Source organism: Chitinophaga skermanii (genome assembly GCF_003259335.1).
GTDB lineage: Bacteria > Bacteroidota > Bacteroidia > Chitinophagales > Chitinophagaceae > Chitinophaga > Chitinophaga skermanii.
The window spans coordinates 825682-851755 of the sequence record NZ_QLLL01000001.1; the positions used below are offsets into that span (position 1 = coordinate 825682).

Sequence of the window (26074 nt, forward strand, 5' to 3'; positions counted from 1 at the left end):
AAATAAAAATGGGCTGTATCCAACTACAGCCCATTTAAACCGATACTAAAAAACGGTATTCTAGTCTAGGACTACCCTCAATCTTGGTCTTTCATTAAAGTCAAACCAAATATTGAAATCTTGTTCTGAAATTCCTAAAATGTCTTCTGAAATAGCTTTCCTAGAATATTTTAATTCATTTTCATACACAGAAATAATCCTCTTAAAGAGAACCGGCATATCAATAGCTATCTCAATATTTTCTTTTTTCCTTTCGCCAAAGCGACTCAGTTCAATAAAAAGGAATTTAAATTTATTGGCATTGATAGCTCCTATTTCTTTGGCTCTGTAAATGATCGCCTGTTTAGAAACTTTCCAATATAATTTAAGTTCTGTTAATCTTGAATAGGTTAAGTTGGCAAATGTATATTGAGCCTTTTTCTTTGGCATAAGAAAAGCCCCAGCAAAACTATCCGCTTGCTGTTCTACTGCATCTAAATCTTCTAAATCTTCATAAAACTCTGGGTCTTCTGCAAATGGTATGTGCATGATAAGATGCCCTAACTCATGTGCTATAGTAAACTTTTTATGATCGTTAGGCATGTTCTTGTTAAGAACAATTAAGGGCGCATTAATGTCCGTTTGAAGAGTTAACCCAGAGAATTTATCAGAGTTAACATCTAAAAAAAGAACTGTAATACCTAGCTTTTCAACCATAGTAACAAGGTTGTCTATAGGATCATCATTTAATCCTAGAAACAATCTGAAAGAGTTAGCTATTGCTTCAGGGCTATTATTACCTTTAACAGGAATAGCCGGTAATTTCTTAATATTTATATCAACCGAGTTTAATAGCTCTTCATAGCCTGAACGAATTATTTCCATTTTTGATTCTAATGGTACCAATTCTGAAGCTGGAAAAGCATTTCTTTTCCGATAGTAAAACTTACTAAGTCTTGTGAACGATTTTTCCTTTGAAAAAAAAGCTATTGGAATGCACAAGACCTCGGCTAGTTGGTTTGCAAGCTCTTCAGTAAAGGGCAATTTTTCCTTCTCTACATTTGAAAGAGTAGATTGATTCGCGTGTCCAAGCCTTTTAGACAATTCTCCCTGAGACAATCCTCTCATGTTTCTGGCAAGGACGATTTGCTTCGGGTTCAATATCATATTATTTATTTTATAAATTTATTGTGAGGCAGGAATGCTCCTGCCTCACAATCGTTTATTAAACGGCTCCGTCGGCAGTATTTCCGAGTTCGCCAGTACCTCTTACTTTAGGTTTAACAATAATGTCATCTGGCAGGTTTACAGGCATAACTGGCACTGTAGGAAGTGTGGTTCCACCCATTTGAGACGCTAAGTCAGATAAGTCACTGACCCATAGCACCTTGTGCATATCCCTTAGTTCTGTAAGATAACACCCTGTAATATTATCCCATATATTATCATTTTCCAACCTAAAACCAGCGTAAAGCACAGTAATTGGTGTATCTCCTAAAAGAAGCTCTCCTGAATTTAACTGCCTTACATGGTTAGTGGGAATATTTCTTGGGCAGTATGCGTTATCCAGCTTTTTAAAGTATACCCGCGTTTGAGCATCCAATGAAAAGAAATCCCTACCGTGTACGTCTTTTTCCATATGATCTGGATACATCTCTTTCATAGTCCCAATCAAATTACCATTCATGGTTTGAGACATAAAGCTTTTACCGCGATGCGTAACCGGTGTCGGATTACTCAAAGTTTTTTCATGGGCAATATAGAAAATCGATTCTAAATCAATTCCTTTCATGAGGTAAATTTTTTCCATTTGTTGTTGCCGCTCTGAACTCCACTTGGGAATCTCAAATAAAGAGCCTAAATTTGCCATCTATATGATTTATAAGTTAAATAATAGCCCACTTTGCAGAGTGGGTTTTTTCCATGGCAAACTTACAAAAAATTTCGAAAAAGTTGTAAAAAAAATTCCTGAAAAGTTGTAAATTGCTATATAAATGGCATTATGACACCAAAATACGAGATAGAAGCAAAGGAACTACGACGCAAGCAAGCTCTTGCAGCAGTTTCCGAGTTAAAAAAAGAAACAAGACATTACAGAATACACGAATATTACAGTTGCAACTTTTTACAAATAAAGGAAAAACTGGTTTCAACGGCTGGTGGTACTACAATTGTAGCAGCTGACGTTCTGTCAGAACTCGGTTACCCTTTTCAAAAAGATACTCAGTTGTTATTGGTCTTAATAAATAATAGTATTAAGGAGGGGCTTTTGAGCGCCTCCAATTTTCAATGATCGTGTGTTAAACTGATTATTTTTCTGTGAAGGCTATGACATTTTGCAGTGACGATATTAAAAGGTTCGAAAACTGTCCCTCGTAGCCCGCAAGGATGAAAAAAGCTTCACAGCGATGTGAAGCTTTTTTGTTTTATGTTGAACTTTCCTAATCTATTCTTTTTTTACTTCTTCGCATTCTTTTTACAATCCCGCTTTCTTTAGCATGTATTATTACCTCGACCAATTATCGACATATTCGTTTTATGTAGTAATAATTTAAAGATGCAAATCCATATTAGATGGATAGCGAATTATTATATATTTGAACTACAGCATTCCTATATCAAATCTATCTAAACGATTATACAATGTCCTTTTTTAAACGTCTATTTGGAAGCGCTAATCCCAAGCAAGCTTCTACTACACCTAACAGTCCTTTAACCGAGGTTGAAGTAATGCCTGGTCTAATACTTCCCCAAGCATTCGCCGAGCATTGGACGGAAATCAAACGCACCGAAAGGGAATGCATTGCTATTTCAGCAAAAACCAGCGAAAACTTAACCTTTGCTGATAGTAAACTTGGGCATTATCCGTGTATTCCTAAGGGGTTTACGTATCCATTAGATCAGCATGGCCATTATATGTATCCTTTGGCACAAATTAATTGCAGCGAATTACCTGCTCAGTCAATGTTGCCTAGCACAGGATTTTTACAGTTTTATATTGGCACTCATAATGATGTATACGGAATGAGCTTTGAGGATGATATACCCAGCGATTTCAAAGTGCTTTACTTCTCAGCTGATGAGGTAGCGGAGTATGAAACAAATTTGACTTTCCTTGATGAGGTTTTAACAGCCAATAATTCACCAGTATTTGAACCCCATAAGCTCTCTTTTCAACTTAAAAATGAGTTTCTTGGAAGAAGTGATTATGAAGGTAGGCTCACAACAAAATTTGACTGGGCGGATATTATCCAACAATATCCGGCACATGAAGAAGAACTAGAACAATGCGCTTTCGATACTTTTAATGGTAGTGGACATAAGTTAGGTGGATATGCCTACTTTACACAAACCGATCCCCGGGAATATAAACCATCCGTTAGTGCATATAGGTTACTATTTCAACTGGATTCAGATAAACAAATTATGTGGGGAGATGCAGGCGTAGGCAACTTTTTCATTCACCCGGATGATTTAGCAAAACGTGATTTCTCCAAAGTATTTTATACTTGGGATTGTTGTTGATTTTACAATTAAACCGGTTTATATAAACACGATACGAGTTCTTGGAGAAAGCATATAAGTACATAAGGAACTCGTATTTCGCTATCATTGAGTGAATCAATATTCAACAAACCCAATTAACAGAAACGACTGTTACAATTCCGACTTCCACTTATTCCCATCTTTTATTATATATATATCATTCATAACCCAATACAGTTTTGATTCCAATTATTATCTTATAAATACCAATAAATATCCTACCCACTCCATATCAAATACCTGTACGATTTTTCTTATATTCGAGATAACGAGTTCCAAGTGAACCGTTTCTACTCTGTACAAAAGAAATTACAATTACAATCCTATACAATAACCTCTATCACCGGTAAGTGACAATGACTTGCTATTCCCCAGTATATCCACGATAGAGGAATAAAAGAATGGTTAGCGTTATGATATTTGAAACTGTTACTCTCTTTTTTGCCGGTTTAATGGGTGATCTAGCCGTAGATTTTACGAAGGATCAATTGAAAGAACCTTTACAACGAAACTTCAAGTTACTGCGCGAAGCTTATAAGGACAGGGAACTACCAGTTAACCACGATATTCAAAAAGCTGTAAGGAAAAGCTTACTATTTGCTGGGGCTGAAGCTGCACAATGGTGGCGTGCAAATTTCCCTCCCTCGGCAGAAACAGATGTAAACGCTTACTGGAAACAAGAAGCTGTACAACGCACTATCGCTGATTTTTTTGAAAACGAATTACATAAGTTTTCCGATCCACATTACATCCCGTTAAATACGATTACAGATAAACCCATCCTGCTAAATTTTACAAAAGAAAAAAGTCAATGGCTGTCGCAACAACATTCAGATTTTATTAGCCGTTTAGCTGCTATTATCATTGATGAACTAGAAAATTACCTGCAACAGCTACCCTCTAAACATACCATTCCAACAACCTTTAATGATATACTCGTAAATGGATGGTCAGATAAAAAAAGAAAATGGTCGATTTTCGATGTGATGTGCGATTATTTTCATGAATTAATCAAAACGGACGAACGTTTAAGGGCCATTATTCAAACAGAGTGGCTAGGTGATATCAAGATAAAACTTGAGCAACTTACGGTCGATTTATCGGCATGGGGTAATAAGTTCATTGATACTTATGGCAAATCTCCCCAGTATTTTAAGGATATTTTAACCAAGCTTAACCCGCAACCTTTTTTACTCTTAAATTTTGACACCAGTTCTTATGCAGAAATTACCTTCCGGTCTAGATATGTACCATTAATTGGGAGAACGGATGAGCTGAATACATTACACGAATTCTGGGATAGCCCAGAGCTGTTTGAGTGGTGTATGGTAACCGGTGCTGCTGGGTCGGGTAAAAGTCGCCTAGCACTTGAGTTTTGTTGTGAATTGGATCATATCCAAACAATTCATGCTGGCTTTGCCAATATCGACCAACTTGCTTCCTTCCAATGGTATAATTGGGAACCGGTTTGCCCTTGTTTAATCGTCATTGATTATACCGCTTTCGTGCAAGACGAAGTGATTAAAATATTAAAACTGTTGAAAGAACGCAACGAACAAGATACGTTGCCATTTAAGGTTAAATTCATCCTGTTAGAGAGAAGTTTTTCAGAAAGTTGGTCCGATCAATTTAGAAGAGCTATTAAATTAGGAGATATTCCAAACTTCTACGGTGGAGAAGCTATACAATTGCAGGAGTTGGATATGGAAAGCATTGATGAAATCTGCAGTTACGTATTGAAGCAAAAAGGTCAAAAGTTCCCCCAGCATTATCTAAGTAAATTGTATTCACAAGACGAAGATCGACGCAAGCGACCACTCTTTGCTATCATCTTAGCATTGGCTGTTGCAGATAGTAATGACGTTAATGACTGGGATATTGATCATGTATTTGAAGATTTATTAGATCGTTACTTACAAAAAATTTGGCTTCCTGCAGCTATTGAAGATAAAGAAGTATTGCATAAACATTTGAATTTATTGGCCATTGCTACTATGACGGGTGGTTTGAATATGGAAGATTTGGACAAAGTTTTAGATCAAAACCACAAATGGCTACCAAACGATAATTTTGATAAAGATTTATACCGTTTAGCATCTCCTAGCTCGAACCATGAAATTACTTGTAGCCCACTAGAGCCGGATATTTTGGGCGAATATTTTGTACGTTGGCAATTAAAGCGGAATGGTAAATATCCACGCCAAGAAAAAGACCGGGAACGCACTTCCATCGAAATGGCATGGGTACTAAAACCTATAGAATACGGCCGTTTTGTATTTCGGACATTTCAAGACTTTAGTACAAGCAGAAATATAGATAAGCATCAAACTATTACATCTTTACAAACTTTATTAGAACTACCGATTGAAAGTAGTGATGGCTGGTGGGTAAGATGGTTTGCCGACATTCTTAATGCTGTGGTTAATATTTTTACTTACGTAGACCATATTTATTTTGAGCACTTCAAAAGTTTTTTTGAAGATAAAATTGAAGAGCTATTTTATAAATATGATTTTGAAGAAGTTGATAATGCATTTGCAACCCTATTAAATGTACAAATTGCACATGCTGCATTCACAAATATGGAAGAAGCAGAGGCGCATTTTGAACGTTTGGCAGCCTTATATAACAAAAAGGATAATCTTGATATAAAATCCATGTACGCCAGGGCTTTAACCAGTATGGGATATGGGTATATACTAAGCAAATCGTATGATAATATAAAAAAGTGTTATGCCCAATTGTTATCCATTGAATATGTAACGCCGTTGATGTTGAAAAATAGGCTCAATCTTATTTCGGCGATGCTGGAATATCATCATGGAGACGCTTTCTCTAAAGAAGAGCTTTATTTAGAAGCATGTAGTATTTATGGAGCCGTGCATGATAATTTTGCGCATAATTTGTTTTTACAATGTAAACGATCATATATTAAACATATTCAGCAACGAAAAGACTCCCTGGCGCATTTTTCTGAGATGTTCCAGGAAGGAAATGTAGACTATCATGATCAAATTTGGGTACTAAAAGCTGAAGCATTTAATGCAATCACCAATTTATTATTAGAAGAAGATCCTTTGCAGGCCTTCCAATACTATGAAACGTTTGTGAATGTATTGGGTATAATGACTGATTATAAGCGTTATGTTAAGGTAACTATTGAGTTAGTAGAAGTATCTAGTAAAATATGCATTTACTTGCTAAAGAATAGTGACGATGGATATCAACGATATTTTGATCGTATGATAAGTTGGTGTAAGGACAACCAAAATGCTAAAATGGTTGATAGAATTGGAGAAGGATTAGTGGGATTGTGGAAAACAGTTCCCCATGAAGAGGTGAAATTAATGTCTAGTATTGAGCAGTTTTGGAATTTAGACGGTACTAAAAATGATGATTTTAGAGAACGAATCCTCCAAGTAGGCATTAACTTAATTAAATATTGGATTGAAATTAGTGAGTTAAAGTATATTCTTCATTACAAGAATAGGTTACTTGAAATAGCCAAACCACTACCCAAGCATGATTATTATTATTGGAAATGTAGGATCAATTTATATGAAGTTTCATTCTATATAGGTATAGATGAGGAGAAAGTAATTCAATGCCATCATTTAATTACAGGCATTATGAAGGAGGTTAGTACCAATGATATAAATGATATGGTGCTACTAAGTTGTCATGGTATGATTAATCATTTCGCAGATGTTAATAAGTGGGAACAAGTTGAACGAACATTTGAAGAACTACGTTCTTGGCATATTTCATCAAATACGAATGCCTTTATTCAACGAGTAAGCGATATATTCAAATTTATCTTTTATGCCATTATGGATAAAAATGATATGGTGTTATTGAAAGAATGGCATGAGAGAATTATTGGATTGAATGAATTTATTGTATCACCTAAACTGCAACAAGATTATATAATTCTACTAGGTGGTGTTGTGGAGAAAGTGGTTGAAAAAGAAAATACTACCAACGATATAATGATGGTATTTCAATGGTGGAAGTCATTAGTGGATAGTAATTATTTAGATGGTACTTTTGAACTTCAAACACAAGCCATAAGAGCAGTGTTAACAAAATTGTTAACAAATTCGGAAGATGCTCCAGCTGCTGAGATTATTGAATATCTTATAGAATTAAGGAAAAAGAGCGATTCAGTAACATTACAAGTTCTACAAGTGAAGGCTGGTTATTTATATTTCAGATTAGTGTCCGATTTGAATAAAAAAAGAGAGCTCTTTCACGCTTTTGAGAACTATGTTGTTTTACCATTTGGTAGATTTGCTGATCTTGGTTTGGGATTATTCGTTACAAAAACGGTGTATGTATTGCTCGATCAATGGGATCTAAAAGACCTAAATTATAAAAGCAATATTGAATCATATTTTATACACTGCTTTAATAGACTAAGTGATCTAAAAGGTTTTGAGAATGATAGTGATTACCCAGGTATGCTAAATCTCTACAACAAGCTCATATCATCTCAATAAGCTAGCACACAAAATTAATGTCAATGGTGCAATGCTTGGCTCAAATGCCACCGCTGCAAACACTTGGAACATCCCGGCAGTACCTACTATTAAATTAACGGAACTAGCCAAAACGGATTGATACGGCTTTCCCCGGCTTACCGGCATTGTATTAATGATGCTGCTCACCCCTTCTCCCCTTCTTAACAATTTGATAAACATCCCCTTCGCATAATCTTGATAAGCTTCCTATACCTTTGACCAGAGTATAGATTTATGCCTTCTCCGCAATTACACACGCACGATCAATTATGGGCCGATATTCAAGCCGGTAGCGAACATGCTTTTAAGCAGCTGTTCGACTTATTCTGGGATGATATGTATTTATATGCCTACAAGATTATGCGTGATAAAAGTTTGGCCCAGGATGCTGTGCAGAACCTTTTTATCTATTTATGGGAGAAGCAATCCCAATTACCCCTTGTGCACGATATAAAAGCCTTCTTGTTCACCTCGTTGAAACACCGCTTACTTAACCTCATGCGGCAAGAACAAACCTATCAACAGCACATAGCACAATTCCTCGCCATTGTACAAGATATTGATTACTCCACCACGCAACAATTACAACTCAAAGAGGCGAATTACGAAATTCTTTCCCGTATCAATGCGTTACCAGGTAAAATGAAAGAAGTATTCTACCTCAACCGTGTAGAGAACATTCCCGTTGCCGAAATTGCTGAACTGTACGGCACTTCCCCTCAAACCGTACGCAACCAAGTAAATGCTGCCTTGCAAAAACTAAAGGCGAACTGGTCGTTGCCAGCTGCTTTGATGGTGATTTTAACCCATCATCATTAATTCCTACCAGTATATTATATAATTGAATAGCACGGGTTACTTGTGCCGGTAACTACCCGGGTTAAAAAAGCCTTTTAATGTAACTACATCCAATACCCATCAGCGTTTTGTTGTGTTAACTATCCCGCGATAAACTATTTTCATGTTACCAAATCATTAACTCCAAATTCTCGATAGTTATACCGGTTTGCAATTGTGTCTTACTTATAAAGCACCTTGTTTTGGATCAAGCATATTTACAAATATTATTAGAGAAGCACAGTAAAAATACCTGTACGCCGGAAGAACAGCAATTGTTATTCGATTGGTTACAAACCATCGAAGCAAAGAATGCCGGTGCTATGGAAGATTTTTTACCGGGCGAATGGGCGAAGATCAAAGCAGGCACTTGGCAAAAGGTAAAGCCTACCTCGAAGGTGCGCAGTATGTATAAACGTTGGATGGTGGCGGCAGCCACTATCGGGGTAGCCGCTGTATCAACCGTGTTGTACCTAAACAAACACCATAGCAAAAGGCTCGTGGTAACCAATACGCAACCGGCTGTACAAATCGTGTACTTGCCCGATAGTTCTATGGTAGTAGTAGCGCCGGGTGCTGAAATTGCTTACAATGAAGGGTTTGAAGGTAATGAACGGAAGGTGGAGGTGAATAAAGGAACAGCGCTGTTCGATGTAAAACCCAATTTCAGTAAGCCTTTTATAGTGCAAAACGATGATGTGCAAACACAAGTACTGGGTACAGCTTTTAAAGTAGAGTATAATAAAACTTTCAAACTACATAGGGTGAGCGTTTCCAGTGGTAAAGTGCGCGTGGTAGATGCCAACAATAAAGGGTATATCCTTCACCCATCCGAATACATAACAATTGATAAAGAAAAGGTTTTAATAGGAAAAGTAGATGTAAAAGATGTGGATGCCTTTAGGAATAACGAGTTGGTACTAAGAGATGCCAACTTACAAACCTTGGTACACACCTTACAATTACACTACCATGTAGCAGTAAAAACAAGTAGCGATTTGCGCGCAGGTAATATTACATTCCGCGTGCCGGCCACCATGGGCCTTCCAGCGCTGTTGGAAGTGATTGAGAAAATCAGTTACCAACCGAAGCTTCACTTCCAATTAAAAGGAGAAGAGCTGTTCATTTATTAAGTATATCAAGGGTTTGATATAAAGGTACATGCTATAACTACATAGCATAACGGGATTTCTATGTACATACTTTAACAACAAATAATATGCAACTCACCAAAGTTTTATCATCTATCCGCAGCAAGTCTGCCGTGGCTTTATGGATGCTGATGTTGGCTTCTACGGCCACCGCTTCAGCAGTAAGTGCCACCGCGCAAGCTTTGCAAAAAGTAATGAAGAAATTTGAAACGCCTGTAGGCAATCTATCCACTGCGCTTAAAAAATTAGAACACGACGCACACGTGAATTTCGCGTATGATGAAGCTGTGTTACAAAAAGTACAAGTGAAAGCACAAGTTTTCCAAAATGCTTCTGTCGCTTCTATCTTACAAGAGTTGCTAGGAAAATCGTCACTCCAATTCCAAGAAAGATTCAATACCGTGCTGATCTTCGATGCATCACAACCCGCTAGAAGCCTCAGTGCTATTCAAGAAGAAAAAATTAAGGTAACCGGTACGGTAGCTTATAAAGATGGCCCACTGGCAGGTGCTACCGTTATGGTAAAAGGCACTACAACAGGTGTAACAACCGATAGCAAGGGTAATTTCTCTATCAATACTACTACATCCCCTAACCTTACCCTCGTTGTAAGCATGATCGGCTACGGTACTAAAGAAATTACTGTAGGTAACGAACGCACTTTTAATATTACCATGGAAGAAACCACGATCGGTTTGAACCAATTGGTAGTGGTAGGGTACGGCTCTCAACGTAAGGCGTTGATCTCTGGCGCTATCGCGGAAGTGCCTTTAGATAAATTAAACAGCCGCTCTTTAAATAATGTGCAAGATGCTTTGCAAGGTAAAGTACCGGGTGTGATGGTACAAAACCAAGGCGGCGACCCTAACAGTCCTGCTAAAGTATACATCCGCGGTATCGGTGGTATCAACGGCGAATCGGTGCTGTACGTTGTAGATGGTATGATCTACAAAGGGGGGCCTATTAACCCGAACGATATCGAGTCTATCTCCGTATTAAAAGACGCTTCTGCGGCTATCTACGGTGCGCAAGCTTCTGGTGGTGTTATTTTAATTACCACGAAGAAAGGGAAAGCCGGTAGCATGAGCATCAACGTAGATGTGAAAAACGGTTGGCAGTCGGTGGCTAAGAAAATGGATGTATTATCTGCCAAACAATTCGCAGATGTGGAAAACGCTGCTTACGACGCTGCTGGTATTCCACGTTCAGAGGCTTTTGATGGTACGAAATACCCAGGCGGACAATTAACCTTAACCGATTGGCAAGACGAAATCTTCCGTACGGCGAAGGTGCAAGATTATAATGTAGAAGTAAAAGGCGGTTCCGATAAATCGCATTACTTCATGAGCTTCGGTTACCGCAAGCAAGATGGTATTATCTTAAATACCTATAACGAACGCTACGGTTTCCGTTTGAACAGCGACGTGCAAATGAAGCCATGGTTGAAAATTGGTGAAAATTTATCTTTCACTTTCCAACAAGGTAACGGCGCCAATACTACTTCTCCTTATTCTGGGGTTATTTACACCGCTTTAGGTTACCCTCGTAACGTAAAACCATACAATGCCGATGGTACATTCGCCGGTATGCCAATCGATTACGCCGGTTCTTACGGCGATTTGGCAAATCCTGTAGCGTATTTGAAACGTTTGGATAATAGAAATCCATACTTCAATATCTCCGTAAATCCTTACGCAGAAATCCGTTTCACGAAAGACCTGAAGTTCTTATCGAGCGTGGCAGTTACCAAGGGCATGACCAGCAACAAGGTATTTACAACGGCTGTTCCTGAGATCGGTAAAATCAATAAGAATAACAATTTGTACCAAATGATGAGTAATCACACGGATATCTTGTCGGAACAAACTTTAACCTATAACCACCTTTTCAATGGTGTGCATAACATTACAGCCGTAGCAGGTTACTCGTTCCAAAAGAATGAATCCGAGTATTTGTCGGCCGAAGGAACCAATTTCAACGACGAGCGCTTTATCTACCGTTATTTAGGTAACGCTGGGGCATTTACTAAACCGCAAAGCGGCAAAGACAAACGTGCATTGGAATCATACATCGCCCGCGTGAACTACGAATACAAAAGCAAATACTTACTCGGTTTATTAGGCCGTATCGATGGTACTTCTTTAGTACCTTCTCAAAACCGTTACGAGAAATATTACGCGGTGACAGGTGGTTGGATCTTAACGCAGGAGAACTTCATCCGCGAAAACTTAACCTTCCTAGATTTCGCGAAAATTCGTGGTAGTTATGGCTTGTTGGGTAACTTAGGTTCATTGCCTTCTAACGCTTACAATGCTAACTTATCGGCTTCTAATATCTACATGGGTAAAGAAGGTTCTCTGAACCAAGGTTATGCCGAAAACACGATCTCTAACCCGAACTTAAAATGGGCACAAGCGAAACAATCGGATGTAGGTATGGACCTGGGTTTCTTGAATAACCGTTTGTCTGTTACAGTTGATTATTTCTCTAAAAACATCGACCGTATGATTTTAGCGGTTGACTTGCCAAGTACTTCGGGCGTATCGAACCAAATGTACCAGAACGTGGGTGAAGTAAGAGATAGAGGTTGGGAATTTGGTGTAACATACCGCAGCAACGATAGAAGCGAGTTTAAATGGGATATTGGCGCCAGCGCTTCTACTTTGAAGAATGAGTTGTTGAGCTTGGGTGATAGAACTTCTATCAATACCTCTAACATTAACGTACGTAGCTCTTTAACACCAATCCGTATACAAACCGGTCAATCGTTGTATAACTTCTGGGTAGTAGAATCTGCCGGTTTATTCCAAACAGAAAAGGAAATTGCTGATTACAAAGCTAGCAACGGTAAACAAATCCAACCGGCTGCTAAACCGGGCGATCGCAAGTTCGTAGATAGAAACGATGATGGTGTGATCGATGATAACGACAAATACTTTGCCGGTACACCGTTCCCTAAATTAAACTACGGTATTAGCTTCAATGCCAGCTATAAAGGTTTCGATTTGAACGTATTCGCGCAAGGTGTAAGCGGTAACAAATTGTTCAATGCTTTGAAATATACCAACATGAACCCCAGCATCGGTACCAACTACAATATGTTAACAGGTATTTTAGATGCATGGACACCTACCCACACGAACACCGATGTTCCGCGCCTCAATTCTAAAGACACAAATGGTAACTACGGTACTGTATCAGACTGGTACTTGGAGAACGGTGCTTACTTACGCTTGAAAAACGTAACACTCGGTTATACATTACCTAACAACATCTTGAAACAAGCCGGCTTAAACACGGTACGTTTCTATGTAACCGGTAGCAACTTGTTCACGATCACGAAATACAAAGGCTTCGATCCAGAAGTAGGTACCGACGAAGTAGGTATCGACAAAGCTCGCTACCCTTTAGCACGTACGATCATGGTAGGTTTGAATGTTAACTTCTAATCGATTAAAAACTAATTCAATGAAACGCAATATAAAAAATTTAGCGCTTTTATTTGCTGCCACAGGCTTGTTGAGTGCATGTTCAAAACAATTAGAGATTGTTCCTGAAGGTGCCCCCAGTAACAGCAACTACTGGACCAATCAAACAGATGCCGTAAACGCATCGAATGCCATGTACCAATGGTTTGATAACGAAAACTTCTATGGCCGTGGATTTTGGTGGTTCATTAACGCCAGCGATGATATGGTAACCGGTCGTGTTAAAGCGGAAGGTGATAACATCAAAAACTTCAACCGCGACTTTATAGGTAAAGATTATACAGAATCGCAATGGAAGATGCGTTATATCACCATCAAGCGTGCGAACGACATTATTAAGAATGTGCCGAAGATTAATATGGACGAGAAATTGAAGCGTCGTATTCTTGGTGAAGCGTATTTCTTAAGTGGTGTAATGTACTTCGAATTAGGTTCTACTTATGGTGATGCCCGTGCGGGTGTACCTATCGTTAGCCGCGATAGCGTGGTGGCTGATAAGCCAATCCCACGTGCTGCAAACGTGAATGTAGTATACGATTACGTGGCAAGCGAACTGATCAAGGCTAGTGAGTACTTACCATATTTCAGTACGTATACTGAAAAGGAATATGGTCGCCCTCACAAAACAGCGGCATTTGCCTATTTGAGCAAAATGTTCTTATACAAGAAAGATTATGTGAAAGCAGAACAATATGCCGATTCGGTGATATTAAGCGGTCAACATAAACTGCTCGATAAATTCGAAGACGTATTCACCATCGCTAACAACTACAGCAAAGAATATATCTGGTCGGTAGCATCCTTCGCGAAAGGAGATGGAAACGGTTTCGGTAGCATATTGCCGGGCGTAATGTTAGAGAACAAAGGTTGGGGCTTGTACAATGGTTGGGGGTATTATATGCCTACCAAAGAATTGTACGATTCTTACGACTCTACCGATTTGCGTAGAGCAGCAACTATCTTGAAACCGGGTGATAAATTTGTGTATTTTGGTGAGAACAAAGTATACGATTCGAAGAATAGCTTATCGGGTTTCCAATTCCGTAAGTACATGGAGCCATTTACTTATGCAGGTGGTATTCATGCTAGTACGAACCCCGATCATCCTACTACCGATTTAGCATTGCCTTTAATCCGTTACGCTGAAGTTCTTTTAATTAAAGCAGAAGCACGCATTATGCAAGGTAAGAGTGGTGATGATGAAATTAACTTAACCCGCAAAAGAGCCGGTTTGAAACCTATTACAGGTGCTACCTTAGCCGATTTGAAGAAGGAAAGAAGGGCGGAATTAGCGGGCGAATGGGCCAACAGGCATGCGGATCTAGTACGTTGGGGTGATGCGCAAGCGGCTTACGCCAAGCCTTTACACCACTACGATGGTTCTATTGCATGGCCTGCACGTAACTTCAACCCGGCAGTGCACCATGTTTGGCCAGTTCCAAACAGTGAAGTACAAAACAGCGCCGGTGTTGTGAAGCAAAATGTAGGTTGGTAATTGAAATTTTAACGACACATAATAACAAAAGGCGCATGGCGGGGGTCCGACCATGCGCTTTTCATTACTAGTAAAAACAGGGAGAGAAAATTAACATGACATACAATACACAATTCGTCCGCCTTCTTACATGTGCAGCTCTTTTATCCTGCCAAGTTTCCTTCGCTCAAAATCGCCCTTATACTACGCTTAATGGGCATTCTCATAACGACTATGAACAGCCTGTTCCTTTTTACGCGGCTTATCAACAACAACTCGGTTCTATTGAAGCAGATGTGTTTTTAGTGGATGGTACATTGTTCGTGTCGCACACACGGAAAGATATTACACCCGCTGCTACCTTAGAAGCCTTGTATTTGCAACCCATTCAGCATACTCTTGAAAAAAATAGCGGCTATGCTTATCCAAAGAAAAGCACAGAAGTGCTGCAACTCCTTATCGATATTAAAACAGCCGCTCAGCCTACCTTGCAAGCGCTGGTAAAAGTACTGGAGAAGTACCCGGTTATTATCCATAACCCTTATGTTAAAATCGTGATTTCGGGGAACCATCCACCGCTCGATACTTGGGATAAATACCCTGCTTATCTCTTATTCGATGGTAAGAAAGGTGTTATCTACAATGCTACACAATCGAAACGTATTCCTATGGTAAGTGCCGATCTGCAAACATTCTCTCGTTGGAACGGGAAAGGGGTGATCGTGGAGGAGGGTAGGAAATTGATCGAACGTTGGATCGACAGTGCCCATACGGCCGGTAAAAAAGTTCGTTTCTGGGGTACCGCCGATAACGTGAATACATGGCGCACCTTAATGCATTTCGGCGCCGATTACATTGGTACAGATCACCCAGCGCAATTGTCGACCTTCTTACAATCACAGCAAGCATCTAGTTTCCATGGCGATAGTAGCTTGGTACATGCTATTTACCGGGCTAAATATGTGAACAACGATGGGCAAGGTAAAGTAAAGAACGTGATCCTATTGATTGGTGATGGCATGGGTTTAACGCAAATCTACAGTGGCTTTACCGCCAATAGGAGAAAGCTGAACCTTACGCAGTTTAAGAATATCGGGTTTTCGATCACCGCTTCTTCCGATAGTTATATTACCGATTCTGCCGCCGGTGGTACGGCCATGGCTACGGGCGAGAAAACGAATAACCGTTACATCGCTGTTGATGCAACGGGAGTTAAATTGAATGCTATTCCCAAGTTGCTGGCCCCTACTCGGAAAAGCAGTGGCTTAATTAGCGTAGGAGATATTACCGATGCTACACCGGCGGCCTTCTATGGTCATGCGAAAGACCGAAGTGAATCGGAGCAAATTGCAGATGCCTTTTTAGGAAGCAATGTAGATATTATGATTGGTGCCGGGGAGAAGCACTTTACAAAGCGCAAAGACGGCCGCAATTTAGCGGGAAAAATAGAACAGGCAGGCTTTACCTTCACAACGGATGTAAATGCCTTAAATACCCTTCAAACAGGTAAATTCTTGCTTATTAACGATACTATTGGTGCTTCTATGTTGAATGGGCGTGGTGGTATATTGAAAGCTGCTTTGCAGAAAACCATGACTACCTTGGCAAAGAACCCGGCTGGCTTTTTCATCATGGCAGAAGGTGCACAAATTGACTATGGCGGTCATGCCAACCAGTTACCCTATGTAGTAACAGAAATGTTGGATTTTGATGATGCCATTGCTGCCGCTATGGAGTTCGCCGATAAAGATGGTGAAACACTGGTGATTGTAACAGCCGACCACGAAACAGGCGGCTTATCCTTATTGGATGGTGATTTAGAGAAAGGCACAGTATTCGGGCATTTCAGCACCAACGATCATACCTCGGTGATGGTACCTGTATTTGCATATGGTCCTCGCTCAATGGATTTTAGAGGGGTGTATGAGAATACCGAGATATTTAAGAAGATCATGGCCATATTGAAAGGTCATTAAATGCACGTTCCTATTTAACCCTAGATGAAGCTCGTCGCTACTTGTAGTGGGCGGGCTTTTTTTGTGGGGAATAAAAAAGGATAGCTGGTGGCTATCCTTTTTGGAGTATAATAAAGTGAGATGTTTATTTATTTGCAATGCTAACGAGGAATTTCACTTCATTCATGAAGATATCTGCATCCATTTTTGTGCGGATAACTTTAGATAAGTTATCTTCTCTTTTAACAGTATTTGATACCGTAGGCATTGGAATAGCTGTACCTTTTGCTGCAAGCTTTTTATACTGTTCCATTTTTTTTAAAAGCTCTTTGTGCATGTAATGTATTATTAGAGGGATTTATATTTATGAGATAGCTTGGTGTTGAAACGTGCTTATCGCTGTGCCTGTGCTTGCCTAATCACGTTATTCAATTCGATCATAAATGTATCTGCATCCTTTTGAGTACGGATGACTTTGTATAAGTTGTCTTCTCTTAGAACAGCATCCGGTACTGTACTTGAAGCAGTGACAGTGTTTTTTTGTGCAATCTTTTTATACTGTTCCATTTTTTTAAGAATTTTCTTATTCATGTGGCAAACATATATATAAACATTGAGAGTTGATTTCTCACTGCATTGTATATCAATACATTTATGCAATTATATAAAATGTTAACTGTATTTAACGATGCTTATTAACCCTTTTCTCTTCACCCTTAATGATTACAAATTATGTTTAAAAAAACGCTAGTAGTATGCATTGCTGTAGGATTGTTTGTTTTATCCGCTTGTAAGAAAAATGATGTGTCAACCAATCAACTAGATGCGTCAATTGTTCAGAAGATTAAAGCATTAGGCTTTGATACATCTCGAATAATACCCATGGGCAAAGGATTTATCGTGGAAAACGATATTTACTTGTCAAGAACTTACTTGGATAGTAAGGTACCAAGTAGTCCTGTTATACAGATTGCAAAAACAGAACAGTACCGAACATATAATATTGTAACGGGACTTCCTCGAGTAATTAAAGTTGCATTAGATGGAAGTGCGAATACTGTATTCTTCCAACAAGCTGTTGATGAAGCAATTGCAAGGTTTAATGATCTAGGCTACCAATTAACTTTTCAAAGAGTAAGTACCGGGCAAGATATATTAGTGAAGGGATATTATGAAGTAAGTACTTCTCTAGGTTATGCTGGTGATGGTGTTAATGATGCGACTGGTTTTCCAGATGTAAATGGTAATCCTGCATCTGTAATCAATATTAACACATATTATATTTCTACAGTGAACAGTGTTGGGTATACAGCCAGTATTATTCAACATGAAATAGGGCATACAATTGGCTTCCGTCATACCGACTATTTTAATAGAGCAAGTTGTGGTATTAACGTTGCCGAGCCTGTTAATCCACTTGGGGCAGTACAAATTCCAGGTACACCATCAGGTGCAGATTACCGTTCTTGGATGGAAGCGTGTCATGCCGGTACAGGAAGTTCTACATTTAGCCAGTACGATATGTTTGCATTAGCCTATTTATTTACAGCTAACGGGGATCCTGGAGCGCAACCTATAACTGATTTCTACCATGCAGCCAATTCTGATCACGCTTTTACTCCAAACCAGAATTTCAATTACTTTTATAGTGGATGGGTGAATAATGGCCGTGTTTTCAGGGCATTTCTTAAACCTGCTACAGGCCGTATACCTGTTTATGAATACTACAATTCAAGTTTAAAGGACCACTGTTTATCACTTACTGCAAATGACCCTTCCATTTTGCAATACCCTAATTGGAGTATGACGGGTTTAATATTTTACGTCTATAGTACTCCCGTTGCTGGATCAGTGCCAATATACACTTATTATAGTAGTGTAGGAACAAACCATTATTATACGAAGGTGTCAAATTTTCAAACAATTATGCCGGAGTATCGTAATGATGGTGTTGTTTTCTATGCCGCTCCTTGATCCTAAAAAATCTTAATTTCCACAGTAGGTGCTTTATATGTAATGTTAAACAAACAGTTAGATGTAAAGCACTTACTTTTCCATTAGCTTCATCACTTCCTCCAACTTCTTCACATCCACCTCCACTATCACATCATACGTATCTGCTTTATCCCCTTTGGCTGTTAAGTAATAGTATTGATGCTGTAAATTCGATGCTAAGTAATAGAAGCAATTCAACTTATTATCACCTTCATTTCTAATTTCAAGTACTTTACTACCGGCGGGCATGAATAACATATTGGTTAAACCTGCTCCGTGTAACCCAATAACGCTATTAGCAGATGATAATATCTCTATTTGCTGTGTTAGCGAATAGTCTTCCATTACATGTACTTCATAACCATATTGCTTTACTAAGGTTTGTACTGCTTGTTCATTACTGATCTTCCGTTTCTGTGCTTTTTCTCTACTAATATAAATTTTACGTTGGCCAGTAGGTTTGTGTTGTATGAATTGCTCACGCAGTAACTTCATGTAATGTGGATGCGATTCACCTACGGGTGCTGTATGGCTGGGTAGTATCAATTCTTTTACTTGTAGTTGTTTCCCTTTGTTGTAGTAAATGGCTTGTAACCCTAGAAATGCTAAAGAACTGGGTATGTACGTTCTTTCTGCATAGTAAGCGGGTAGCAAAACAGGGCAGCTATTACCTACAATAGCTGTGGCTGCCAGTATCCTAGGTAATGCATCGGCAAACCAATGGTAGTACTCGGCACTCCATTCGTCGGTAGGCCAAATGGCAGTGGAGATTGTGCTAGCTGTGGTGAAGAAGCGAAACAACCTTTTACTAATTGCCCACTTGGATATGGGTAAAATGTTGGTGTATGCCGTATAGAAACGTAACGGTTTCCAAGTAAATATTTGACATTTTAGGATGTGCGCGTTCATGACCCGTAGTAAACTAACAGGTGTTGGCGTAAGGGAGGATGCTGTTGCAAATAGATGTTGGTCATCCATTGAAAGATTCAATGGAGTGTGAGTGTTGATATGAAGGGTGGGGGCTTGCAATTCAATCTTTTCCATTCACAAAGGATGATTTGTGTAGGAAGTTACGAATTTTATGCTATTGGTGAAAGTTGACGCTTATAGAACACGTCCAAGCCTTGATGATACCAGTAAATTTCTGTAATTTGTTAACAACCTAACTATAGAAGCATGGAAACCACGAGCCCGATGAGCCTATTAGTCGATTTTGAACAAGAGAATTTATCCAATAGCAGGAAACAAGAATATTTCGATATAGAGCCCGTTAACAAAATACATCGCTCTATTACCATTAAACTTAATGATGAAGAACTCAAGATTTGCCGTGATTTTAATTCCGATGCATTAGTGATCTTGTTTATAGGGACAGTGCTTGTTTTCCTGCAAGTAATGATAGCAGGGGGCAATGGAAAAGCAAATATCCTAGCAAGTTTAGTTGGGATAGCGTTTACTATAATAGCTACAGCTTTTGGTATGTATCTATCATTCCGTAAAAAGCCGCGCGTAGTATATACGGTGAATAAAAATGGTATTGTGTTTGGGAATAAATTGTATGGCTGGGAAGGGATAGGCGAAGTGTTTTTTGTAACGCGGTTTTTTCCTTACTACGATGAAGGTCGGAAGGTATATGACACCAAAGAATATTTCGTTTTATACTTTAACGAAGACTTCCAATACTTTCCTATGCCACCGGATAAAGAGCATCTAGCAACGGCCATTAATCACCTACGGCCTTAAAAAAATGAACCTGCAAAGCATAGCTATCCCGCTTACTGTAGTTTTTACAGTAAGAAATGTACCATCAAACATCACCGAAGTCTATTCTATTAGTTCCATTTTTTGTGCTGTTGATACTTGCTTTGTACCTATAATGGAACGATGTAGTTTACGGGTGCTATTTTGATGTTGCCTTTTTAATGTAGTAGGAGGAATAAGCGCTACAGGTTTATGAGCAAGAATAGTAGCTGCTGATGGCTTTGCGGGTTGTGTAACCAGGGCTTGCTTTTCGTATACCCTTGTAATACACATAGCATTGTGTATGCCGGCTTTAATCTCGTATTCGCGGCCGTCTAGGATTTCTACGAATATGATGCCCAAAGATACTATCAAGTGTCGTGGATCGTTGGGTTTGAAATCGAGGTGTAAAGCAAGGCCGTCTTGTAGTTGGGTATGTAAAGGTATGGTAGACGTAAGCGTGCTATAGCTGTCGGTTTGATGGGTATCGAAGTTAATAGCATGTACAGTTAGCATCATTTTGAAATGGGTGGTGTGTTTAGGTACCGTTAGCTCGTAGCGGGGGTCGAACTTGTCGAAAGTTACATCTACAGTACCCTTTTCCCTGTTTAATTGCACCTGGTGCGATGCGCGGCATACCCGGTGAAAGCGCGTTTGCTTGTTAAATTCGAAGCCTTTTAAGCCTTGCAGGTTGCCGTTTTCCACGGTGCGTTCACCCCGAACATGGCTTACATCTTGCTGTAAGGCCGCCAATAACTGGCTTGATAGCCTCCTGTACATAGTTTTATCGCGAAATTGTTCCATAGATGCTTTGAAGGCCATGTGCACATTAGAGGCTATTTGTGCAGCGGCACCAAATTCTTTGCGGTGCGAACGTATTTTCTCATATTGCTCCCTTCCCAGTTAATATTTCTCCGTTGACGTTCAACAGTGATATAACCGTTCTTAGTTGGGTAAAAAGCCACCTTTTCCAGGCGCTTCAGGTTGAGCGCATTGGGCTTGCTCATAACGAATTGATTTAGTGGTTAATAAAACTTGATGGATGTGCTGGGTTACAAACACAAACAATCCTGTATGTTTATTAAAGTTAAGGGGTAAGAAGGAAGTGTAGGAGCAGTGGATTAAAAGGCTCTGTATTGATTATTAGTGGGTTGGGTAAGGGTAAATAAAAGGAAACATAAGAGGATGCACGATGCCACTAGCATCATTGCACATAGGAAACACTTTATAGCTACATGGAAATTACATGGTAACAACATGGAGTGAACTTGGAAGTGATTGAAAATGAAATGTTTGTAATTTGGCTGAAGACGGTCTGTATAAGGCCGCCTCCTATTAGTGTCTAGGCGTCGTGTATTGCATAGTCAAATAACCGTTTACTTATTGCAAGATCGGTAGATGATGCATTTGATGTTTCATTAGAGGCTTCAATGGCATCCATAAAATAGAAGAAGTCAATAAGATTGAAGTATATATGGTTGTCGTACTGAAAATGTACTTTGCCCCCCGTTTTTTCAATTTCAAAAAAATATAGTTCATTATCTATATGGAGTGGGAGCGTTGTGTAAATTTCAATGACTTCGCTATCCATATTCAATGAATGGTTTTTACAAAAAGTTTGAAAATCGGCTCCCTGGCGGAAATAAGTGACCAATTCTAATAATGTCATGAAAATATTAATACTTGTCCTGTTTAAATTGCCTCAATATGGCATGAGTGGTGTATAACAAATATAATGACTTATTCATGAAATGATGCGTAAGTGGTGTGCTCGTGCTTCAAATAATTGTTGCAAATTGGCTGAAATCAAACTGGATGTACGAGCTTCTGCATTTATAATATGCACCGCGTGTTTCCTTGGAGCTCATTTGCGTGCATTCGAATACCTATGATTTCCGTGCAATCAAATTGTGTCCGCTGAAAAATTATAGTACTTTGCTATTTCATGGAATTTGTTTTACCACTACATCGACTCATCGATCATGAGCGTCAACATCTTGATAAATCGTTCAACCAAGCATCTTTTACAGTGCAGGATGTTCGGGAGGTACCGCGCTCTATTACTATAAAGTTGAAAGACGATGAGATACTTACGTATGAAGAGAATACTAGTCAACCTATTGTGCTAGTAGTGCTGATGTTTATAACAATGCTTTCAGTGGCAGGTGTATTCGTATCTTTTGGGAAAGCACATATTGTGCAAGCTTTAATATTGACGAGTATAATTTTAGGGTTGGCTGTTTTATTGTTTATTCAAGTGTTGAAAACAGAAAGAACGATAGCTTATAAAGTTACACGTAATGGGTTATTTCTATCAGACCAATTCTTTGCTTGGAAGGCTTTACAGGAGATTTATGTGGTGGACAGGGAATTTGTATATTACCGTAAAAAATTAAAGCAATACTACCATGTTAAGTATATCGTTTTTCACCAGGATAAAGCATTTCGATTTTTCCCTATTAATGGTAACCTACAGCAGTTAGCAACAGCTATCAATCATCTTCGACCTAGGTAGTTTAAAAAAAATAGTATCTTGTTATCAACCTAACTAATTTATAACAGCAAATATGTTATTCAATCACATTCCTTCCGACGAGCACACGCCTAGGTATTATCGTGTCTACGCCCACGAGATGAAGATATTCTTATCTCAATACTATTTACCAACAGTAGATATCGTTCACATTTTAGAAACACGGGTGGAGCCGAATAGAAATTATACACCTGGCGGTTATAAACTTTATCCCAATATTTTCAAAAAATTATTACCGCCTATTGGTGTAATATGTTTTTTACTATTTTCAGGCAACGAAGCTTTCTTTTCATCTACTGCCCGTGGAGGTGGAGATGCATTGGTTTACTTAGCATTGTTAGCGGCCGTGGGATATATTGGGGTCATATTATTTAGGCCTGGTAATCCTATTATTGTGGATGAAAAGGGGATTAATATGGATGGAGATATGGTATTGTGGGAAAATGTAGAAGAAATATTTTTTGTATACAGGGAATGGCGAAGTACTGCTAATATCAAGTATCGCCATAACGAAAGTTTTTTAGTGCTTCAAACTCCTACGAGCCTAATATATTTTGCGCCTTCAGTGTCAGAAAAGCAGCTATTCTCGGCCATTGTGCATTATAATCCTAAGTATGGGATAATGGAGTAAAAGCTGTGGACCTAATATTTTTTAATTCAACTAATCTATGCATGTTTTTTAAAAAAGAGGCCACGTATAAACAAACAGGGATATACCAAAGATTATACGAGTTTGAAATGTACTATTTGAGAGAAAAGTATAATCCAAAGCTAGATATCATTCATATTAGCGAAGTTGAAATTAATCACAAAACTACTTTCCCGCTTTCGCAGGTGGAACTACGACCTAGTTTCTTCCAACAGTATTTGATGCCGGTAGGTTTAGCAATTTTGGGTATTGTGGGTGGAGTAGTAGCGTTATTGTATGGCGATGGGAAAGTATCGAGTTATATTTTTGTTGTGTGTGCTTTTATTTGGGCTGGTGTTTTTTTATACAATGCTAGTAAGCCAATAGATCCTTTGGTAATTGGAAAACATGGGATTACATTTGATGATAGTACTTTTTTGTGGCCGGAAGTAGACGAAGTGTTTTACTTAACCAGGAAGTGGGGATATGGTAAGAGGCGGCAGGTAGAAGTATTTTTGGTGATCCAGTTGAATGACAGGCTGGTGTATTACGAAACGTCGATTGCTGCGAAAAGAATGTTCACTGCCATAGCCTATTATCGCCCTTGACTACATTAATTCATGGCACATCACATAAAACTAATAGGCATTCAACGGTTACAAGTAGGTTTTCAATCATTTTTCGGATTGGAGTTGAAAAATGGTTTTCATTACTATATAACATCAAAATGGGAGAATGCTTTATTAGAAGCAATAACATATTATCATCTTTCCATTTAATACTTAGTAAATAGATAACATGGCATTCTACACCAAACTAGCTGGTATCGAACGGTACGAAAAGATTATTGCATACGAAAAAGAACACTTTCTTCAATTCCATGCACATTGCACTGTTGACCTATTGCATATCCAGGATGTACAAATAGGTCCTCATACTAAGTATAACGCGAAGGGTGGGTATGTGCAATCGAACCCATTTACGAGTACTAGTTTCTTAGTAGCTGTGGCTTGTATATCGCTGGCTATTATTCCTATGAATATGATCGTAGAAAATGCCATGAGCTACACGCCTTTTATATTAGTTGCCAGCGCTATCCTAGTATTGGGGGCGTGGTTGGGTAGGAAGGAACATCGGCAAATTAGATTTGATCCAGAGAAGATTGTGATGCCTACGGGGGCTGTTCCGTGGTCGGCCATTTCTAATGTGTTTCATGTTCAACGGGGTTCAATCGACGAAGGCGGAAATGCATTGGAGTTGAATAGCATACATGAAGCATTTTTAGTACTAGAACTGAAAGATAAATTTCTATACCATAAAACCTCTATTCCCCGTAGGAAATTGTTAGAGGCAATTGCACATTATCATCCTATTTGGAGAGATATTAAATAAGTGATAGCATGACATACAGGGAGCAGATAGATAGAAATGAAACCGAAGAGCCAAGAAGGCACCATCACCCATACCGTATTTTAGATGTGCACGATGCTCCTATTACGCACATGTTAAAGAAGAATAACAAGGCTATTGTATTGAAAGCCGACGATTTGAATGTTGGGAGTTGGATTATTATTATTTTTTTTATGCTACCGTTGATGGTGATAGTTGTTGCTAAAGGATTAGCTGATAGAGATGGGGGAATGGTGGTTAAAGGTGTGTTGTTGAATGCGTTGTTGGGCATTATATTAATGCTTAGTAGTGGTTTTTTCTTTACAAAAAGAAAAGTAGTTGTTACCTCGAAAAACATTACTATAGAAGGTACCACCATTCCGTGGGAAATTGTACAGGATGTATTATATATACAACGCATTCCCCAAGGCAAGACAATACCTCGGAATGATATTGTACTGGTAGTAAACCACGAGTTATTATACTATAGGGAGTACATACCGTTCACTAAGATAGCTGCAGCTATCAAGCACCTACATCCCCAACAGGGCATATTTTCAACTAATATTTCGACCTCCCAATAAAACTTTGTTAACATTCAATTTACAGTTGTTCTGGCTAATACTATTTCAGCAAAAAGTAATACTATATTGCCATAAAAGGCTCATTTCTCTATTTTCTTTTCCTAAAACGATTTAGTAATTTTATAGCACCTATGTCATGCACCAAAGCTAGTAAGTCGTATATACCTGGCAAAAAGGATAAAATCGCCATGGACTGGTATCTTGCAAGGTTTTACATTCGCGCGATTGTATTGGAGAAAAATTTTTAGACTAGTA

23 protein-coding genes are annotated in these 26074 nt (G+C 38.8%); 15 read left to right on the forward strand and 8 right to left on the reverse strand.

What is annotated here, in order from left to right; genetic code table 11:
- Window positions 1-60: 60 nt before the first annotated feature.
- Both LX64_RS03380 and LX64_RS03385 read right to left on the reverse strand, forming a co-directional pair.
- The gene (locus LX64_RS03380) at window positions 61-1146 is read right to left on the reverse strand and encodes an XRE family transcriptional regulator (RefSeq protein ID WP_111596177.1); all 1086 of its coding nucleotides are present in this window, start codon (window positions 1144-1146) and stop codon (window positions 61-63) included.
- Window positions 1147-1204: 58 nt separating this feature from the next.
- A complete protein-coding gene (locus LX64_RS03385) occupies window positions 1205-1849 on the reverse strand; it encodes a hypothetical protein (protein WP_111596178.1) in 645 nt (214 codons plus the stop codon).
- A 132-nt stretch (window positions 1850-1981) separates the two neighbouring features.
- On the opposite strand from LX64_RS03385, the gene LX64_RS03390 reads away from it, so the two are divergent.
- The 8 genes from LX64_RS03390 to LX64_RS03425 all read left to right on the forward strand — a co-directional run bounded on the left by LX64_RS03390 (window position 1982) and on the right by LX64_RS03425 (window position 16971).
- Entirely contained in the window at window positions 1982-2272 is a 291-nt protein-coding gene (locus LX64_RS03390) for a hypothetical protein (protein ID WP_111596179.1), read from the forward strand.
- A 350-nt stretch (window positions 2273-2622) separates the two neighbouring features.
- Window positions 2623-3504, forward strand: coding sequence for a YwqG family protein (locus LX64_RS03395; protein WP_111596180.1), 882 nt, complete (start codon window positions 2623-2625; stop codon window positions 3502-3504).
- Window positions 3505-3938: 434 nt separating this feature from the next.
- On the forward strand, window positions 3939-8024 hold the full coding sequence (locus LX64_RS03400) for an ATP-binding protein (protein ID WP_148707174.1): 4086 nt from the start codon (window positions 3939-3941) through the stop codon (window positions 8022-8024).
- A 255-nt stretch (window positions 8025-8279) separates the two neighbouring features.
- Window positions 8280-8864 (forward strand): RNA polymerase sigma factor, encoded by a 585-nt coding sequence (locus LX64_RS03405; protein WP_111596182.1) that lies wholly within the window; start codon window positions 8280-8282, stop codon window positions 8862-8864.
- A gap of 221 nt (window positions 8865-9085) precedes the next feature.
- Window positions 9086-10015, forward strand: a complete 930-nt coding sequence (locus LX64_RS03410) for a FecR family protein (protein WP_111596183.1) — start codon at window positions 9086-9088, stop codon at window positions 10013-10015.
- A gap of 86 nt (window positions 10016-10101) precedes the next feature.
- Window positions 10102-13482: a SusC/RagA family TonB-linked outer membrane protein gene (locus tag LX64_RS03415; protein ID WP_111596184.1), complete on the forward strand. Its 3381-nt coding sequence runs from the start codon at window positions 10102-10104 to the stop codon at window positions 13480-13482.
- A gap of 19 nt (window positions 13483-13501) precedes the next feature.
- Entirely contained in the window at window positions 13502-15016 is a 1515-nt protein-coding gene (locus LX64_RS03420) for a RagB/SusD family nutrient uptake outer membrane protein (protein ID WP_111596185.1), read from the forward strand.
- A 95-nt stretch (window positions 15017-15111) separates the two neighbouring features.
- Complete coding sequence (locus LX64_RS03425) at window positions 15112-16971, forward strand: alkaline phosphatase (protein WP_111596186.1); 1860 nt, start codon at window positions 15112-15114, stop codon at window positions 16969-16971.
- A 124-nt stretch (window positions 16972-17095) separates the two neighbouring features.
- Here LX64_RS03425 and LX64_RS25735 read toward each other — a convergent pair whose 3' ends face one another.
- Together LX64_RS25735 and LX64_RS03430 are read right to left on the reverse strand one after the other, a co-directional pair.
- Window positions 17096-17287: a hypothetical protein gene (locus LX64_RS25735; protein WP_148707175.1), complete on the reverse strand. Its 192-nt coding sequence runs from the start codon at window positions 17285-17287 to the stop codon at window positions 17096-17098.
- Between the two features lie 56 nt (window positions 17288-17343).
- Complete coding sequence (locus LX64_RS03430; RefSeq protein WP_111596187.1) at window positions 17344-17541, reverse strand: hypothetical protein; 198 nt, start codon at window positions 17539-17541, stop codon at window positions 17344-17346.
- Window positions 17542-17682: 141 nt separating this feature from the next.
- Between LX64_RS03430 and LX64_RS03435 the strand changes: the two genes are divergently transcribed.
- Window positions 17683-18924 (forward strand): M57 family metalloprotease, encoded by a 1242-nt coding sequence (locus LX64_RS03435; protein WP_111596188.1) that lies wholly within the window; start codon window positions 17683-17685, stop codon window positions 18922-18924.
- Window positions 18925-18996: 72 nt separating this feature from the next.
- On the opposite strand, the gene LX64_RS03440 is transcribed toward LX64_RS03435, so the two are convergent.
- Window positions 18997-19989, reverse strand: a complete 993-nt coding sequence (locus LX64_RS03440) for a glycosyltransferase family 61 protein (RefSeq protein ID WP_111596189.1) — start codon at window positions 19987-19989, stop codon at window positions 18997-18999.
- A gap of 132 nt (window positions 19990-20121) precedes the next feature.
- Between LX64_RS03440 and LX64_RS03445 the strand changes: the two genes are divergently transcribed.
- On the forward strand, window positions 20122-20688 hold the full coding sequence (locus LX64_RS03445) for a hypothetical protein (RefSeq protein ID WP_111596190.1): 567 nt from the start codon (window positions 20122-20124) through the stop codon (window positions 20686-20688).
- Window positions 20689-20769: 81 nt separating this feature from the next.
- On the opposite strand, the gene LX64_RS03450 is transcribed toward LX64_RS03445, so the two are convergent.
- The 3 genes from LX64_RS03450 to LX64_RS03455 form a co-directional block, all read right to left on the reverse strand.
- The gene (locus LX64_RS03450) at window positions 20770-21489 is read right to left on the reverse strand and encodes a hypothetical protein (RefSeq protein ID WP_148707176.1); all 720 of its coding nucleotides are present in this window, start codon (window positions 21487-21489) and stop codon (window positions 20770-20772) included.
- A gap of 32 nt (window positions 21490-21521) precedes the next feature.
- Window positions 21522-21692: a hypothetical protein gene (locus LX64_RS25930; RefSeq protein ID WP_158538512.1), complete on the reverse strand. Its 171-nt coding sequence runs from the start codon at window positions 21690-21692 to the stop codon at window positions 21522-21524.
- A 335-nt stretch (window positions 21693-22027) separates the two neighbouring features.
- On the reverse strand, window positions 22028-22354 hold the full coding sequence (locus LX64_RS03455) for a hypothetical protein (RefSeq protein WP_111596192.1): 327 nt from the start codon (window positions 22352-22354) through the stop codon (window positions 22028-22030).
- Window positions 22355-22630: 276 nt separating this feature from the next.
- Here LX64_RS03455 and LX64_RS03460 point away from each other — a divergent pair, with 276 nt between their 5' ends.
- The 5 genes from LX64_RS03460 (at window position 22631) to LX64_RS03480 (ending at window position 25819) form a co-directional block, all read left to right on the forward strand.
- The gene (locus LX64_RS03460) at window positions 22631-23200 is read left to right on the forward strand and encodes a hypothetical protein (protein ID WP_111596193.1); all 570 of its coding nucleotides are present in this window, start codon (window positions 22631-22633) and stop codon (window positions 23198-23200) included.
- A 118-nt stretch (window positions 23201-23318) separates the two neighbouring features.
- Complete coding sequence (locus LX64_RS03465; RefSeq protein ID WP_148707177.1) at window positions 23319-23849, forward strand: hypothetical protein; 531 nt, start codon at window positions 23319-23321, stop codon at window positions 23847-23849.
- Between the two features lie 41 nt (window positions 23850-23890).
- Complete coding sequence (locus LX64_RS03470) at window positions 23891-24454, forward strand: hypothetical protein (protein WP_111596195.1); 564 nt, start codon at window positions 23891-23893, stop codon at window positions 24452-24454.
- A gap of 190 nt (window positions 24455-24644) precedes the next feature.
- On the forward strand, window positions 24645-25238 hold the full coding sequence (locus LX64_RS03475; RefSeq protein ID WP_111596196.1) for a hypothetical protein: 594 nt from the start codon (window positions 24645-24647) through the stop codon (window positions 25236-25238).
- A gap of 8 nt (window positions 25239-25246) precedes the next feature.
- Window positions 25247-25819 carry a hypothetical protein gene (locus LX64_RS03480; RefSeq protein ID WP_111596197.1) on the forward strand — a complete coding sequence of 191 codons (573 nt, stop codon included), beginning with the start codon at window positions 25247-25249 and terminating at the stop codon, window positions 25817-25819.
- Window positions 25820-26074 lie beyond the last annotated feature (255 nt).